The organism is Kitasatospora sp. NPDC059817 (assembly GCF_042731835.1).
Lineage (GTDB): Bacteria > Actinomycetota > Actinomycetes > Streptomycetales > Streptomycetaceae > Kitasatospora.
On sequence record NZ_JBHWIR010000070.1, the window covers coordinates 5,796 to 20,818 of the forward strand.

13 protein-coding genes are annotated in these 15,023 nt (G+C 73.1%); 5 read left to right on the plus strand and 8 right to left on the minus strand.

Going from position 1 to position 15,023, the window contains the following annotated elements:
• Positions 1-158: 158 nt before the first annotated feature.
• From ACFV61_RS17330 to ACFV61_RS17355, 6 genes are all read right to left on the minus strand, one after another.
• A complete protein-coding gene (locus ACFV61_RS17330) occupies positions 159-671 on the minus strand; it encodes a GNAT family N-acetyltransferase (protein WP_380492450.1) in 513 nt (170 codons plus the stop codon).
• Positions 668-1,447, minus strand: coding sequence for a hypothetical protein (locus ACFV61_RS17335; RefSeq protein ID WP_380492451.1), 780 nt, complete (start codon positions 1,445-1,447; stop codon positions 668-670). The genes ACFV61_RS17330 and ACFV61_RS17335 overlap by 4 nt, the downstream gene beginning before the upstream one ends.
• A 437-nt stretch (positions 1,448-1,884) precedes the next feature.
• Complete coding sequence (locus tag ACFV61_RS17340; protein WP_380492452.1) at positions 1,885-2,991, minus strand: serine hydrolase domain-containing protein; 1,107 nt, start codon at positions 2,989-2,991, stop codon at positions 1,885-1,887.
• 194 nt (positions 2,992-3,185) lie between these two features.
• Positions 3,186-3,545, minus strand: a complete 360-nt coding sequence (locus ACFV61_RS17345; RefSeq protein WP_380492454.1) for an SgcJ/EcaC family oxidoreductase — start codon at positions 3,543-3,545, stop codon at positions 3,186-3,188.
• Positions 3,545-3,847, minus strand: a complete 303-nt coding sequence (locus ACFV61_RS17350) for a muconolactone Delta-isomerase family protein (RefSeq protein ID WP_380492456.1) — start codon at positions 3,845-3,847, stop codon at positions 3,545-3,547. Before ACFV61_RS17350 ends, ACFV61_RS17345 begins: the two co-directional genes overlap by 1 nt.
• 70 nt (positions 3,848-3,917) lie before the next feature.
• On the minus strand, positions 3,918-5,111 hold the full coding sequence (locus ACFV61_RS17355) for an MFS transporter (RefSeq protein WP_380492458.1): 1,194 nt from the start codon (positions 5,109-5,111) through the stop codon (positions 3,918-3,920).
• Positions 5,112-5,218: 107 nt separating this feature from the next.
• Here ACFV61_RS17355 and ACFV61_RS17360 point away from each other — a divergent pair, with 107 nt between their 5' ends.
• Positions 5,219-5,671, plus strand: a complete 453-nt coding sequence (locus ACFV61_RS17360; protein WP_380492460.1) for a MerR family transcriptional regulator — start codon at positions 5,219-5,221, stop codon at positions 5,669-5,671.
• On the opposite strand, the gene ACFV61_RS17365 is transcribed toward ACFV61_RS17360, so the two are convergent.
• Positions 5,668-6,906: a cytochrome P450 gene (locus ACFV61_RS17365; protein ID WP_380492462.1), complete on the minus strand. Its 1,239-nt coding sequence runs from the start codon at positions 6,904-6,906 to the stop codon at positions 5,668-5,670. The two genes, ACFV61_RS17360 and ACFV61_RS17365, sit on opposite strands and share 4 nt — an antisense overlap.
• 183 nt (positions 6,907-7,089) lie before the next feature.
• Here ACFV61_RS17365 and ACFV61_RS17370 point away from each other — a divergent pair, with 183 nt between their 5' ends.
• Complete coding sequence (locus tag ACFV61_RS17370) at positions 7,090-7,755, plus strand: hypothetical protein (protein ID WP_380423628.1); 666 nt, start codon at positions 7,090-7,092, stop codon at positions 7,753-7,755.
• Positions 7,756-7,862: 107 nt separating this feature from the next.
• The gene (locus tag ACFV61_RS17375; protein WP_063346385.1) at positions 7,863-8,633 is read left to right on the plus strand and encodes a hypothetical protein; all 771 of its coding nucleotides are present in this window, start codon (positions 7,863-7,865) and stop codon (positions 8,631-8,633) included.
• Between the two features lie 133 nt (positions 8,634-8,766).
• Here the strand turns inward: ACFV61_RS17375 and ACFV61_RS17380 are convergent, their stop codons facing one another.
• Entirely contained in the window at positions 8,767-11,973 is a 3,207-nt protein-coding gene (locus ACFV61_RS17380; RefSeq protein ID WP_380423630.1) for a M28 family peptidase, read from the minus strand.
• A gap of 301 nt (positions 11,974-12,274) precedes the next feature.
• Here ACFV61_RS17380 and ACFV61_RS17385 point away from each other — a divergent pair, with 301 nt between their 5' ends.
• Both ACFV61_RS17385 and ACFV61_RS17390 read left to right on the plus strand, forming a co-directional pair.
• Positions 12,275-13,747 carry a helix-turn-helix domain-containing protein gene (locus ACFV61_RS17385; protein ID WP_380492464.1) on the plus strand — a complete coding sequence of 491 codons (1,473 nt, stop codon included), beginning with the start codon at positions 12,275-12,277 and terminating at the stop codon, positions 13,745-13,747.
• Between the two features lie 410 nt (positions 13,748-14,157).
• Complete coding sequence (locus ACFV61_RS17390; RefSeq protein WP_380492466.1) at positions 14,158-15,015, plus strand: sterol desaturase family protein; 858 nt, start codon at positions 14,158-14,160, stop codon at positions 15,013-15,015.
• Positions 15,016-15,023: the final 8 nt, after the last annotated feature.

Genomic DNA, 15,023 nt, shown 5'->3' on the forward strand with positions numbered 1-15,023 from the left:
GCCGCAGCAAACGCCGGGGCGGGCACCACTTTTACAGCCGGCCGCCGCCCCCCGGGCCCCCCCCCGCCCGGGGCGGGCGGGCCGCGTCGCGACCGGCCTGCACGGCGGCGGCCTGGTGTCGGCCCGTTGCTGCTGCGCGGCGGTACGGACTGCCCGGGCTACCGAAGGGCGCGGACCATGACGGCGTAGAGCGGGGCGTCTTCGAACGGACGGTGCTCGCCGACCTTTTTGTATGCCCAGCGTTCGTACAGTGCCAGGACACGAGGGTGGGTGACGTCGACGTAGAGCACGGCCAGCGCCTCGGCCCGCTCGGACAGCAGTGCATTGTGTGTCTGCTCGGCGATGCCGAGCTTCCGCCAGTCGGGGCGCACCATGACCTCGGACACGGCGAACGTCGACGTGTCGGCGGGCGGCGGCATGTGGGGGCGCCACCACTCGCGGCCGTCTTCCAGCGGGGCGCCGTAGGAGTAGCCGACCGGCTCGTCGGCGTCGTAGGCCATGACACAGCTGTAGCCCGGCCGGGACGTCCAGTGTTTGGCGAACCAGGGGAAGCGCTGGACGAAGGGGTCGTCGGCTTGCTCCCGATAGGCGTCCGCGTGGACGTCGATGAGCAACTGTGCGTGGTCGGCGGGAATGCTGCCGGCCTCGTAGCGGCGGAGGGCTATCGTCACTGGGTGTCTCCCTGGGCGTGGACTCGGTCGGTCCACTCTCGCGTAGCCGCCGAGGTCGGTGCCAGGGTGATCAGGCCGCGGTGGAAGTCGCCGAGGAGAGTGCGCAGCCTCGGCGGAAGCTGGTCGGCGCCCATCAGGGCGTACACGCCGGTGGCGGTGACGATGGCCTGTTCGACTTCTCCCTGTCCGAGCTGGGCAAGCGCGAGGTGGGCGGTGGCGGACGCACGGTTGCGGCGGAACTGTGGGGGGATCCCGGCCAGGGCACGGTGTGATGCGCTCTCGGACTCTGCGCTGTCGTCGAGGTGCTGATGGACGACAGCACTCAGCGCGAACAGTTCGGCCGGCCCGTAGAAGTCGGTCCACGGCGGACGCTCGCGGCTGTCCGCGCGGCCCAGCACATCACGGGCGTGTCCGAGGCAGCGCAGGGCGGCCTGCCGGTCGCCCGCGGTGGAGTGGGCAATCGCGGCGTGGGCGTGCGCGAGGGAGGCGAGGAACGGGTCGCGGCGGGTTGCCCCGGCGTCCTGGGCGGCTCGGGCGGCTGACAGGGCGGCCGACAGCCTGTTGCGTTGATAGCCCACCATGGAGAGGCAGTTGAAGACTCGCATCGCGGTCACGTGGTCGTTTCCGAGACTGGCGAGGCGCAGAGCCGTCTCGAAATACCGCTCGGCGTCGTCCAAACGGCGGTCGTCGATGCAGGAGAACCCGGCCGTGGCGGTGTAGTCGGCGGCGAGGCTGTAGAGACGTCGTTGGACGCCGCCGCTGATCGTTTTGTCCACCTTGCTGAGTGCCTGATTGGCGCCGGTCCGCGCGGCCGCCCTCGCTGCGGGCGGTGGCGTAAATGCCGTCGCCGTTCACCCCTGGTGCCTCGATGGGAGGTGCCGCCGTTGCCGCCCGGCTCGTGTGGTGGGTGGTCATCGCTGCTGCCTTGGTGGCGGGATTCGCCGCAGGGCGTGACCGTTGATGGCCACCGGTTGGCGTGGCCGACCGGCCCGCCGAGCTGGTTGCTCGGCGGGCCGGGAGCACCGTCGAGGCGGCAGAGGGATTGGCGTTCAGACGATCTTGCAGGGGGCGTAGGCGTGGCCCAACTTGGTGGCCGCGCCCAGGCGGTGGTTTCCGTCCTGGATGCTGATGACGCCCCCGTCTCGACCGGGAGGGTTCGCCGGGTTGCCTGGGCCTCGGGCGTTGCGCGCCGTGCACCGGACGGTTCCGGCTGTCAGCCGGCGAGTGCGGCGTTGACGAGTGCCTTGATGTAGGGGAGGTCGTTGCCGGTCCCCGTCGGGTTGAGGGAGTACACCACGCGGTGTCGGAGGTCGCGGGTGGCGAAGACGCCGTTGTCCCAGCCGGGGCGGGAGCCGGTCTTGCCCCAGGCGTACTCGCCGTTCGGGAGTTGGTAGCGCATGAGCCCGCCGATGCTGTAGCAGGCCGTTTGGCCGACGCAGTTCGTGTTGTCGGCGGCGTTCGGCACGTTCGGCACCTCGAACACCAGCTTCTGCTGGGCGGGCGGGAGCAGGCGGCCCCGGAACAGCGCGGTGATGAAGTGGTCCAGGTCGGCGGCGGTGGAGATGATGCCTCCCTCGGCCCACGGGTACGGGCTCTGCTCGGTCACGTCCTGTCCGTCGAGGTACACCTCCGTGTGGGGCGAGGGGATGGTGGGGTCGTCGGCGGCGGGCAGGCTGGTGTGGCTCAGGTGCAGCGGCCGGATGATCCTGTGCTCCAGCTCGGTGGTGAGGGAGTGGCCGGTGACCTTCTCGACGATCAGGCCGAGGACCAGGGAGTTGAGCCCGTTGTACTGCTGCTCGGCAGGGGGTGCGGGCGGCACGTCGGTGGCTGTGGCGAACGAGGCACGCAGGAGGTCTTCGGGCGTCACGGACTTGAGCTGCCATCCGGGTCCGTCGTCCGGGCTGGGAGTCCGGGCGGGCTTGGGCAGGCCGCTCGTGTGGTCGAGGAGCTGGCGCACGGTGACGCGGTCGTACGCCTCGGGCAGCACCTCGGGGACGTACTGCCGTGCCGGTGTGTCCAGGTCGATCCGGTGCTCGGCGACGAGTTGGAGAGCCACGGTGTTGGTGAACACCTTGGTGACGCTGCCGATCCGGAGGTAGGCGCCGGCGGTGACCGGGCCGGCGGTGGCGTCCACGCCGTCCTGCCTGATGAGCGCGCCCGCAACGACGGCGTCGGGCAGGTGGTCGAGGATGCCCTGGACGGTCGGGTTCACCAGCGCCGGGGCGTTGGAAGCAGGTGTGGCGGCGGCCGCCGGCAGAGCCGCGCCGGTGGTGAGGGCGGTGGCCAGGGCGAGGGTGGTGACGGCGAGACGGATGCTCATCGGGGTTTCTCCGGGGCGGCGTTGACGGACTTGTTGACCTCGTCAACTCTGCTGCGTCCAGCTGCCGTTGCCCATCGGTGATCACCCTGATAACAACCCTGGACTGCCCCTGGGGGCGGTCAGACGATCTTTGTTCCTGTCGGGTTGCTCTTACCGGCCCGACGGAGCGCGGCGATGGAGCGTGGCAGCGCAGCTCAGGGCAGCAGCGAGACCTGGTAGTGGGCGATGGACCAGCTGTCGGCCGACCGGCGCAGCAGGACGCCGAGGTTGACGGTGAGGGTGGGGCGGTCGGGGAAGGCGAAGTCGACGCCCAGGTACCCGAGCAGGAGGTCGTCGGTGAGGCGGCGGGTCTCCAGGACGTTGTAGGCGGCGGTCATGCCGGGCGGCTGGGAGGCGTAGTACTCGGCGATGCCGGTGCGCCCGACGGTGTACGGGTGGAGGCCCTGGAAGATCGCGTCCTCGGTGAAGCAGTCGGCGACCTGTTCGGGCTGGTGGGCGTCGACGGCGGCCTTCCAGCGGTCGAGGACGGCACGCAGGACGGTTTCGTCGTTCATCAGGTGCCTTCCGGGAGGCCGGGGTCGTTGGGGTGGGGGGAGAGCGGGGTGACGGTGTCCTGGCGCCAGACCCGTAGCGGCATGGAGGTGAGCACCTGCTCCAACCGCTCCTCGTCGGGGGCGTTGAACAGGCCCCAGGTGCGCCATTCGCCGGGGGCGAGTGGCGGGCGCCAGAGCCGCAACAGGGTGCCCTGGGCGGCGAGTTCGCCCGACCGCCGTGCCTCGCGGGCCCGGATGTCGGCGATCGCCTCCTCGGTGGTTCCGTCCGGGACGGTGGTCACCATGTCGACCAGGAATTCCATCGGCGTCCTCTCGTACGGGTCTACCGGAGTATCGAGGGATGCAGGTGCCGGGGGTGCGGAGGCACGCCGGTCACGGCCGGGCGTCGTGGCCGGCGCGCAGGCTGAGGACGGAGCCGGCCAGGAGCAGGCCGACCAGGGTCAGCAGCGGGGCCGTCCAGGAGCCGGTGGCGGTGTGGAGGGCGGCGGTGAGGGCGGGGCCGGTGGCGGCGAGGAGGTAGCCGCAGGTCTGGGCCATGGTGGAGAGCGCGGCGACGTGGTCGTGGTCGGTGCCCCGGCGGGCGAAGAGCACGGCGGCCAGGGCCTGGCCGCCGCCCATGCCGATGCCGAGGATGCCGGCCCAGAGCGGAGCGCCGGTGGTGGGGGCGAGTACGACGCCGAGCAGGCCGAGGACGCAGACGGCCACCACGGCGAGCAGGTGCGGCCGCTGGTCGGCGCGGGCGGCGGCGAGGACGGGGGCGAGGAAGCCGCCGATGGCGAGGCCGAGGATGAGGACGGCCTGGTCGGTGCCGGCGGCGGTGCGGCTGAGGCCGGCGTCGACCAGGATCGAGGGCAGCCAGGCGAGGGTGGCGTAGAAGACCAGGGTCTGGATGCCGAAGAAGGCGGTGAGGCTCCAGGCGAGCGCGGTGCGGCCGACGGGCCGGCGGTGCACCGGCGCGGCGGCGGCCGGTATCCGTCGTTCCACCCGCAGCTGCGGCGCCATGCCCGCCGCCGCGAGGACGGCCGGGAGGACGGCGAGGCCGATCGCGGCCCGCCAGGACCACGCGTCGGCGACCGGCGCGACCAGGGCGGCGACCACGGCCGACCCGGTGCCCATCGCGAGGGCGTAGACGCCCATCATGGTGCCGATCCGCCGGGGTGCGAAGCGGGCCCGGACGAACACCGGGATCAGCACGTTGACGACCGCCACCGCGATGCCCACCAGCACCGTCCCCGCGTAGAGCCCGGGCAGGCCCGCCATGCGCAGCAGCGCTCCGGCGACGAGCAGCACGCTCGCCCAGAACAGCCCGCGCTCCTCGCCGATCCGCCGCCGGGCGAGGGCGCCGAGCGGGGCGAACAGGCCCATGCACAGCGGGGGCAGCAGCCCGAGCACGGTGACGGTGCCCTGGCCCCAGCCGGCGACCGGCGCGAGCGGTCCGACCTGCCCGAACGCGACCCGGGTGTTGAGGCTGAGCAGGATGAAGCCGACGACGAGCAGCGCGCCGGAGGCGGGGGCGGCGCGGCCGGGGGAGGTCCGGCTGGGGGCGGAGGCGGTGCTGAGCGGCATGAGCGGTGAACCCTTCGCTGCGGCAGGAAGTTAGGCTTGCCTAAGCTTTCACGCTCAAGTGCGCTTGAGTGCAACCCGCCGGCCGTGAACCGTGAAGGAGGCGACGCGTGGAGCAGCTCTACTCGATCACCGAGGTCGCGAAGGCCTTCGGCCTCTCCGTCCCCGCCCTGCGCTACTACGAGGACTGCGGCCTGATCGCCCCCGCCGCCCGCCGCGGCCGGGTGCGCCAGTACGACCGGGCGGCGCTGGAACGCCTCGCCCTGGTCCAGCTCTGGCACGTGGACGGCATGATCCCGCTCGCCGGGACGGCCGCCGTGATGGCGAGCGAGCAGGCGGGGGAGCGGAAGGCGCTGCTGGCGGCGCAGCGGGACGGGATGACGGCCCGCGCCCGCCGCCTGGAGCGCGCCGCGGCCGTCCTGACCCACATGCTCGACTGCCACCGCGACCGCCCGCTGGACTGCCCGGTGACCCACGCGCACATCGACGCCCGCGTCGACGCCGCCCTCGCCGGCGAGGAGCTGGCCGACGACTTCCTCCCGCCCGCGACCGGGACCGGTTAGCTCAGCACCGCCGGCGTCGGCCCGTCGGGTCGCACGGTGATGCTGTAGGCGGAGCCGGTCGGTACGGAGCGGAACCGCACGGTGTGGGCGGGCAGCAGGAGTTCGAGCAGCGCGGTGGTCTCGCGGACGGCGAACTGGGTGCCGAGGCAGGCGCGGGCGCCGAGGCCGAAGGGGAGGTACGCGCCGAGCTGGGTGGGGCGGGCGCCGGTGGCGGTGAAGCGGGCGGGGTCGAAGCGTTCGGGGTCGGGCCACAGGGCCGGGTCGCGGTGGGTGAGGTAGGGGCAGACCAGGACGTCGGTGCCGGCGGCGATGCGGTGGCCGTCGATCACGTCGTCCTCGACGGCGTGCCGGGGGAGCAGCCAGGCCGGGGGGTAGAGCCGCAGGGCCTCGCTGACCAGGGCCTGCGGGTCCGCGCCGCGCGCCTCGGGGTGGCGGTCGAGGAGGAGGAAGAGCCAGGTGAGGGTGGTGGCGGTGGTCTCGTGCCCGGCGACGAGCAGGGTGACGAGTTCGTCGCGGATCAACCGGTCGGTGTACTCGGGGTGTTGGGCCGCGGCGTCGAGCAGGACCCGCAGCACGCCGGGCTCCTCGACGTCGGTCGCCGAGCGGGCCGCGTCGATGGCGGCCAGTGCGACGGCGTCGATCCGGGCGAGGTCGGCGGCGACGGCGTCCCGGGCGTCCCCGGCGTCCGTGGGTAGGGTTGGCATGGCCGCCACCACCCGTTCGACGGAGCGGAGTTCATGGTCGGTGCGGTCGTCCAGCGGCAGCCCGGTGAGGGCCCGCCAGACGGTGTCGAGGGCGAATCCGCGCATCTCCTCGCCGAGGTCGAAGGTCTCGCCGGTGCGCGCGTAGCCCTCCCAGCGGTCGGCTGTCCGGCGGGCGGCGGCGGCGATCCGCTGCTCGTAGCGGCGCATCCCGGTGCCGGTGAACTGGGACTGCAGCAGCCGTCGTTGGCGTTTCCAGGCGTCTCCGGTGGCGGAGAGCACGCCGTCGCCGACCAGCATCCGCGCGCGGTGCGAGCGCTTGACGTAGCGGTCGGGGTGGCGGCCGAGCACGTGCTGTACGGCGGCCGGGTCGGTGACCAGCACGGTGGGCGTGGGGCCGAGCCGGAAGGCGGCGATGCCGCCGATGCCGCGCTGCGCCCGGGCGAGCAGGTCGATGAGGTCGGCCTCCTCGGTGCGCCACTGCTCGACGGCCTCGGCGGCCAGCTCCGGTACGGGGCGGGTGTCGGTGGTCACGGGTGTTCTCCTCGGGGCGGCTGACGGTCCGTCGGCTCCGACTCTACGGACTCCGGGCCAGGGCTGCGCCGAACGGGTTTCCCGGCCGGCCGCCGCCCGCGCGGCAGCCGGCACACCGTGTGCGAACCGGTACGGTGCGGCGGGGCCGGTCGGCCCCGGCTCGCTGCGCGGATGGGAGAACGCATGTCCGGGACCAGGCACCTCGAAGGCGGCGCGACGGGGCGAGCGGCCCGATGGCTGGCAGGCGCCCTGCTCGTCCCGGCCCTCGCGGCCTGCTCCGGTGGAGGCGGTGGGGGAGGCGGCACCGCCACCGTCCCGACCGGCCAGGGTGGAGGCGGCTCGTCAGGTCAGAACGGCGGCTCGTCGGGTCAGAACGGCGGCTCGTCGGGTCAGAACGGCGGCCCGGGTGGGACGGAGGACGCGCGGACCAAGGGGGGCGGGGGCGGCGGGGGGTTCGCGGACGCGGGTGAGGTGTCGGCGTCCGCCACGGGTGTCGGGGTCTACGCCTCCGTGACGCTGCGGAGCACGTCCACCAAGACCTTCACGGCCGTCCTCAGCCAGGTCACCGACTGCTCGGAGGGTGCCGCGCCCGCGACGCCGCCGAGCAAGGAGGTCACCGTGACCGGGGGCCGCAGCGCGCCGCAGCAGTTCGTCCTGGCGACCGGCAGTGCGACCGGGCGGCCGCTCTGTCTGACCGTGACCGTCGACGGCGAGAGCAGGTACATCAGGGCCGAGGGCCTGATCAAGGGCTCGGAGGGAGGCGGCGGCACCGGGACCCCGAACAGCGGCGGCACCGGGCTCCCGACCGGCGGAGGCGGTACCGGAACTCCCACCGGGAGCACACCCTGAGCGGGTGGACGGCGGGGGAGCCGGCCGACGGCGAACCGAAGCCGCCGGAGGCTCCCCGGTTCAACTGGGTCGGCTTCCTGGCCTCGGTCCTCGGCCCGACCACCTTCGTGACCGCGTTGGTCTTCTTCCTCGGTTTCGCCTACACCGACTCCTTCTACCACTACTTCGGGCTGGACGCCGCCACGCTCGGCTTCGGGACGCCGGACCTCCTGCTCCGCGGCTCCCCAGCGCTTTACCTCCCGGTCGGGGGCCTGCTCTTCGGGGTGCTGCTGGTCGCGCTCGCCTACCACCTCGCGACCAGGCGGGGCGCCTCGCGCTGGGTCCGCCCGGCCTGCGTGCTGATCGCGGCGGCCGTGGCCCCGTTGCTGGTCCTGGGTTTCCTCGCCGGCTTCGGGGCGATCGACCTCGGCCAGTACGCCGTCCCGCTGCTGATCGGCGGTGCCCTGCTGCTCGCCGTGCTGGCCCGGTTGCTGTTCGCGCGCGTCACCGGGAGCCCGTACCCGCTCCCGGGCGAGCGCGCGGCCGTCGCCGTGACCGTGGCGATCGTCGTGCTGTGCTCGTTCTGGGCGGCCACCGGGTACGCCCACGCGAAGGGGACGGAGGACGCCCGCCGGTTGAGTGCGCGGCTCTACCAGCGCCCGGCGATGATCGTGGACACCACGGAACGCCTCTACCTGGGCTGGCCCGCGGTGCAGGAGTACGCGTTGGCCGACGCCGGGCAGGGGCAGCGCTTCCGCTACCGCTACCACGGGTTCCGGCTGCTGGCGCAGTCCGGCGCCCGGATGGTCCTCATCCCGCGCGACTGGACCTGGGACACCGGCAACGTCCTGGTCCTGCCGCTCGACACCAACGTCCGGGTGACCTTCCACCCTGGGTGAGGCCCGGTTGAGGCCTGGGTCAGGCCCGGTTGAGGCCCGGGGGTGCGTCCGGCGCACAGCTGCGCCGCGATCCGTCCCCCTCGACGGACCGCGGCGCAGCGGCTTACGGGGTGTCAGGCGGGTGCCCTACGGGTCACACGGCCTGCCACAGGGCGGGGACGATGGGCGGCTCCCAGCCGACCTGGGCGGTGTGACCCTGGATGCAGCGGTAGCTGACCCCGTTGTAGGTCACGACGTCGCCCGCCTGGTAGGTGGTGCCGGGCGTCCAGGTGCCGCCGGGGTTGGTCGGGCCGTTGCCCACGACCAGCGAGAAGCTGGTGCTGTGGGTGGCGGTGCCGGTGCCGGTGAGCGTGATGCTGTAGGTGCCGGCCGCCGTGTTCGCGGCGGTCGCGATGGTCAGCGAGGCCGAGGCGCCGGACTGCACCGAGGACGGGCTGAAGGAGACCGTCACGCCCGCCGGGGCGCCGGAGGCGGTCAGGGTGACCGTCTGGGCGGAGCCGGAGGTGGTGGCGGTGGAGACCGTCGCGGTGGCCGAGTCGCCGGGGTTGACGGTGGCGGTGGCCGGGTTCACCGCGAGGGAGAAGTCGTTGGCGGGGGTGGTGCCGCCGACGGAGGTCTTCCAGATGGTGTAGGCCACGCCGTCGGCGCTGCGGTTCAGCGCGGTCGGGTCGATGTTGCTGGTGGTGTCGCAGGACTGGTGGTAGCAGGAGTCGTACGAACGGCCCGCGCTGCCGCCCCACTTGGTCGCCTGGCCGGAGGTCTTGACGGCGTCGGCGCCGGCCGCGTAGCCGGAGGTGGGGATGCCGGCCTGCTGGAAGGAGTAGTCGTCCGAGCGGCCCTGGCCCTCGACGTTCTCCTCCGGCTGGAGGTTGAGGGAGTCCCAGTAGGCCTTCATCGGTGCGGAGGCGGCGGAGGTGATGTTGTTGATGAAGTAGCCGGCGTTGGGCGAGCCGACCATGTCGAAGTTGTAGTAGGACTTGATCGCGGAGCGCTGGGTGGAGCTCAGCTGGCCGACGTAGGACTGCGAGCCCTGGAGGCCCTGCTCCTCACCGGTCCACCAGGCGAACCGGACGTGCCGGGTCAGGGTGGGGTTCTGCTGGGCGAGGACGAGGGCGTTCTCCAGCAGGGTGGCCGAGCCGGAGCCGTTGTCGTTGATGCCGGGGCCGGCCGAGACGCTGTCCAGGTGGGCGCCGAACATGGTGACCTGGTCGGCGGGGCCGCCGGGCCAGTCGGCGATCAGGTTGTTGGACTGGTAGGTGCAGGAGGTGCAGGTCTGCTCGGTCACGGTGTAGCCGGCGGCCTGCAGCTTGCCCTTGATGTACGCCACGGACTGGCTGTGCCCGGCGCTGCCGGCCCGGCGGTTGCCGCCGTTCTGGTTGGCGATGGTGTTCAGCTGGGTCAGGTGGGCCTGGACCTTGGCGACGTCGATGTCGGGCGCGGGCCCGCCGGGGGTGCCCCCGCCGCCGACGGTCAGGGTGTACTGGGCGGTGTGGGTGGCCGCGCCGGCGGTGCCGGTGACGGTGATCACGTACGTCCCGGCCGGGGCGCCCGAGGAGGCCGACAGGGTCAGCGTCGCGGACGAACCCGTCTGCACGGAGGAGGGGTTGAGCGTCGCGGTGACCCCGGTCGGGGCGCCCGAGGCGGTCAGGTTGACGGTCTGCGCGGTGCCCGAGGTGACGGCGGTGGAGACCGTCGCCGTGGTCGAGGCGCCGGGCTGGACGGAACCGGAGGCCGGGCCGAGCGCGAGCGAGAAGTCGTTGTTGCCGGACGGGGTGCAGGTCGGGTCGCCGCTCTGCGCGGGCACGCTGATCGCGTCCCAGGCGGCCTTGGTCCGGGTGAAGTAGTTGCAGGTCGGGTCGAGGTTCTTGGCGGCGGTCAGGGTGGTGGTGCGGTACCGCTTGTAGGTCATGCCGCTGGTCTTGAGCAGCATGCCGCCGTAGAAGACCTGGCCGGCCTGCTTGACGCCGATGCCGGTGACCGAGGAGTTGTTGCAGGTGGGGCTGGACGGCTTGCCGCCGCCCGGGTTGGAGCCCATCGACAGGAGGTAGAACCAGTGGTTCAGCGGGCCGGCGGCCGCGTGCACCTCGGTGCTGGGGATGGAGGAGGAGTAGCAGTTCGGGTCGTTGTTGACCAGTGAGGGCTGGTAGAGGTTGCGGATCGGCCCCTGGCCGACCAGGTTGACCTGCCGGCCGACCTGGTAGTCGGGGTAGTCGTAGGGCGCGGGCTGGTTGGCGTACTCCTTGGTGAGCGCGCCGAAGATGTCGCCGGTGCCCTCGCCCAGGCCGTTCTCGTTGTTGGCGCCGCCGGGGGTGTACTGGTCGATGCCGTGGCCGAACTCGTGGCCGACGACGTCCTGGGCGGCGATCCACTCGTTGTTCTGGTTGTGGCCGATGGAGATGGAGCTGCCGTCCCAGTAGGCGTTGACGTCGTTGAGGCCGACCTTGACCGGCCAGCTGCCGCCGTTGCCGTTGTGGCCGTTGCGACCGAGCCAGTCGCGGAGCATGTCCCATTCCTTCTGGGCCGCCCACATGGCGTCGGCGCAGCCGGTCTCCTTGCTGGAGGGGTTGCCGGTGCCCCAGGAGTCGGAGGACTTGCTGAACACCTGGCCGCTGCTGTAGTCGGAGCAGGTCAGGCCGGGCCGGTTCGGGTCGCGCAGTGAGTACGAGCCGCCGGAGTTGGTGGTGCTGATGGTCAGCGGGCCGGGGCCGTTCCACTTGCTGTTGATGGTGCCGGCCCGGACATCGTCGTAGCTGTCGATCACTTCGCCGCTGGCGGCGTCCACGAAGACGTGCAACGTGCTCGGTGCGCTCTCGGTACGGCCCTTGAGGACGGTCTCCCAGGCGAGCCGGCTCGCGCCGTCCTTGACCCGGACGACCAGGCGGCGCTCGGCCACCGAGTCCACCGCGGCCAGCTTGGTGCGCGCGGTCTTCTCCGCGTTCGCCGCGCTGACCTGCGGGGTTATCGAGCCGCCGACCGGCCCGGTGGCGGCCGACTGGAGGCCGCGGACCTTGCCCTGGCCGTCGGCGAGCACCACGGCGTCGCCGCCGACCACCGGCAGGCCGCGGTAGCTGCGGTCGTACGCGACGGAGTAGAGGCCGCCGAGCCAGGGGGTGACGGCCCGGCGCTCGTAGGTCTCGCCGGGGCCCTTGGCCAGTGCGTCCAGGCCGGCGGCCGCGGCCGCGTCGGCGGCGTTGACGGCTGCCGCGAGGGCGCTGGGTGGTGCGGGAGAGGGGGTGGGCGCGGCGGTGGCCGGCCCGGCCGTGGCGGCGATCATGCCGGCCAGCACGGTCAGGGTGGTCGCCGTGGTCAGCAACCGTCCTGTGGAAACTCTGCGTTGCATCGAGGCTCCTAGCATGTGGGGGTCCTCGACCGCGGACGGCATGGCTGGTGGCGCACCGCAGGGCCGTGTCTGGGGGACGGCCGTGCGGGCCGTCCGCGTTCGGGTGCCGGAACCCTCACACGGCGTCATGCTCTGGTCAATGGCTGGTGCACGCGATGCATAGGGTTGGCAAATTCCGTCAAGCTGGGCTTTTGTCCGAGTGGTTGAGACCACCTCATGTACGGACCGGGTGTCATCGAGTACCGTCCTGATGGTCGGAAGGTTGGCGAGGGCCCGGGGGAAGCGACCGGAGGAGGCAGCCGTGCACCGGAACCGCGTGGCCGTGGCACCGGCGTCCGCACCTCCGTTCCCACCTCCGTTCCCACCTCCGTCCCCACCCGTCGCCCCGCCCGCCCAGGAGCTCGGCGCCTGGCGGGACTTCGGCGCCCGGCTGCGCCACTGGCGGCGCCGGGCCGGCCTCACCCAGGCCCAACTCGGCGCCGGCATCGGCTACGACCACACCGCGGTGAGCAAGATCGAGCACGGCGCCCGCCGGGTCACTCCCCGGATCGCCGACCGGATCGACGAACTCCTCGGTGCGGGCGGTGACTTGCGGGCCGCCTGCCAGCGGGCCGAGACCGCCGAACTGCCCTCCCTGGCGCCCCTCGCGCCCGCCCTGCTGCGGCCCCCGCTGCCCACGGCGGCCGTGAACGGGCCCGGCGGCCCGGCCCGCTGGAGCGCCCCCGCCCAGCCGCCGCCCCGGCTGCCCGACTACGGCCTGCTCTGCCCGCTGCACGGCGCCGACGGCTGCGACGTCCCCGACCCGGTCGAACTCGCCGCGCTGCACGCCGAGTTCTGCGCCGCGAACCCGGCCGCCGCACCGCCCCTGGACGCCGCCACCGCACACGCCCTCACCGGGCTGCTCGCCGCCCACCTGCGTTCCGGCGAGGCCGGCGGCCTGCCGGGCCTGGCCGCCGCCGTCGAACGCACCTTGCAGGCCGTGCTCGCCCGGCTCGCCGCCGCCCCCGCCGCGCAGCGCCGCCCGCTCGCCCGGCTGGCCGCCGAGCACGCGCACGCCGCGGGCGCGCTGCGGATGCAGGACGGCCGCAACGCCACCGCGATGGCCTGCTTCGACCGCGCGCTCGCCTGGGCGGAGCTCGCCGGGGACCAGGCCACCCAGGTCGCCGCGCTGAGCGACATGAGCACCCTCGCCCGGATGGACGGCGACCCGGCCGCCGCCCTCGGCTACGCCCGGGAGACCGGCCGCGCCGCCCCCGGCCGGCACTGGGCCGGCGCGATGGGCCAGATCGGCCAGGCCCGTGCGCACGCCCTGACCGGCGACGTCCGGGCCACCATCCGGCACCTCGGCCGCGCCCGGCTGCACCTGGACCACATCGGCGCCCGGGACGAGGACGACGCGCCCTGGCTCTCCATCGCCTCGATGCGGCTGCGGGTGGAGTCCGGCGCGGCCGCCGCGCTGCGCGATCTCGCCGCGGTCGTCGACGACCCCCGGCTGGCCCGCCGTGCGCTGACCGCCGCCGAGACCGCGCTCGGCCTGCTCGGCCCGGCCCAGCTCCCCTCCAGCCGGCTCTTGTTCACCGTCCGGGTGGCGGACTGCCACGCCTGCGCGCACGACCCGCAGACGGCCGTCCAGCTGCTCGGGCCCGCCCTGGAGACCGCCCCGGCGGCGGCCCTGCCGGCCCTGGTCGGCTACGAGCTGCGCGGCCTGCGCGACCGCCTCGCGGCGTACCGGCCGGACGCGGCGTGGCGGCTGGCGGAGCTGGCGGGATCCTGAGGGGCGCCGCCGCCCGCGCTGCCCACCCTGCCCACGCCCGCGCTGCCCGGTTCGCCCACGCCCGCGCTGCCCGGTTCGCCCACGCCCGCGCGCCCGGTTCGCGCTCGCCCCGTGCCACCCGCGCCGCCCTCGCGGGACCGGTGGCCGGATCCGGGTCCGGACCGCACCCCGCCACAGGGGGGCGTGCGACCTCGCCCGGCGCGAAACCGGCCTCGCTGCGCTCCGGTTTCTCCAGTGCCTACGAACAAACGCGCCCCTTTCGCGCCGCCCTAGCGTCAACTTCGTGCGCGGATCTTCCTCCGATCGGGTTATTTATGGCGTTAACACGTCGAATGACTGCCGCAGCTGACCGCTCCCGCTAGAGTCTCTGACGTTTCCAGTCATTAGTTCGCGAATAACCAAGGGGGCGCGTGCTGTCCGCCATTGCACGCCGGCTCGCTCATCCGCTTCTGCTCCTGGGGGTGCTGTGCACGGCCGTCGCCACACTGCACTTCCACTGGGAGCCCGACCGGGTCTCCCCCCTCGTGCTGGTCGGCGTCCTCGGGTACCTGGCGGTACTGGAGCGGGTGATCCCGTACCGGACCGACTGGCATCCGAGCGGGCGTGAACTGCGCTGGTACACCGTGTACTTCGTGCTGAGCATGGTCGGCGGCGCGGTCGCGGTGGGGCTGGTGACGGCGCTGGTGCAGGTGCTCGGGGCGGCCCGTCCGGCGCTCCCGTTCGCCGTGGAGATCCCGCTCGCGCTGCTGGTCGGCTCGCTCGGCGACTACCTCGTCCACCGCTGGTCCCACCACAACCGGTGGCTCTGGCGCCTGCACGGCGTTCACCACGTGCCGGACAAGGTGAATGTCGCGAACAACGGCGTGAACCATATTCTCGACGTGTTCGTCGCGCAGTCCGTGGTGCAACTCTTGCTGTCGCTGATCGGCTTCTCGGCGGAATCCGTGTTCGTGGTCGGAATATTCATTCTTGCGCAGGGGTATTTCGTTCACGCGAACATCGACGTCCGCCTCGGGCTCCTCGGCCACCTGCTGGCCGGCCCCGAGCTCCACCGACTGCACCACAGCACCGACCTCGCTGAGGCCGGGCACTACGCCTCCGACCTCTCGCTGTGGGACCACGTGTTCGGCAGCTTCACCTGGCGCCCCGGCCGGGTGCCCACCGCCGTCGGCCTCGCCGATCCGGCCGCCTTCCCGGCCACCGGCGAAGTGGGCGCCACCCTGCTGCACCCCTGGCGCCAGGTGAAGGCCGCCGAGCCGTCCGTCTGACCCTGCCC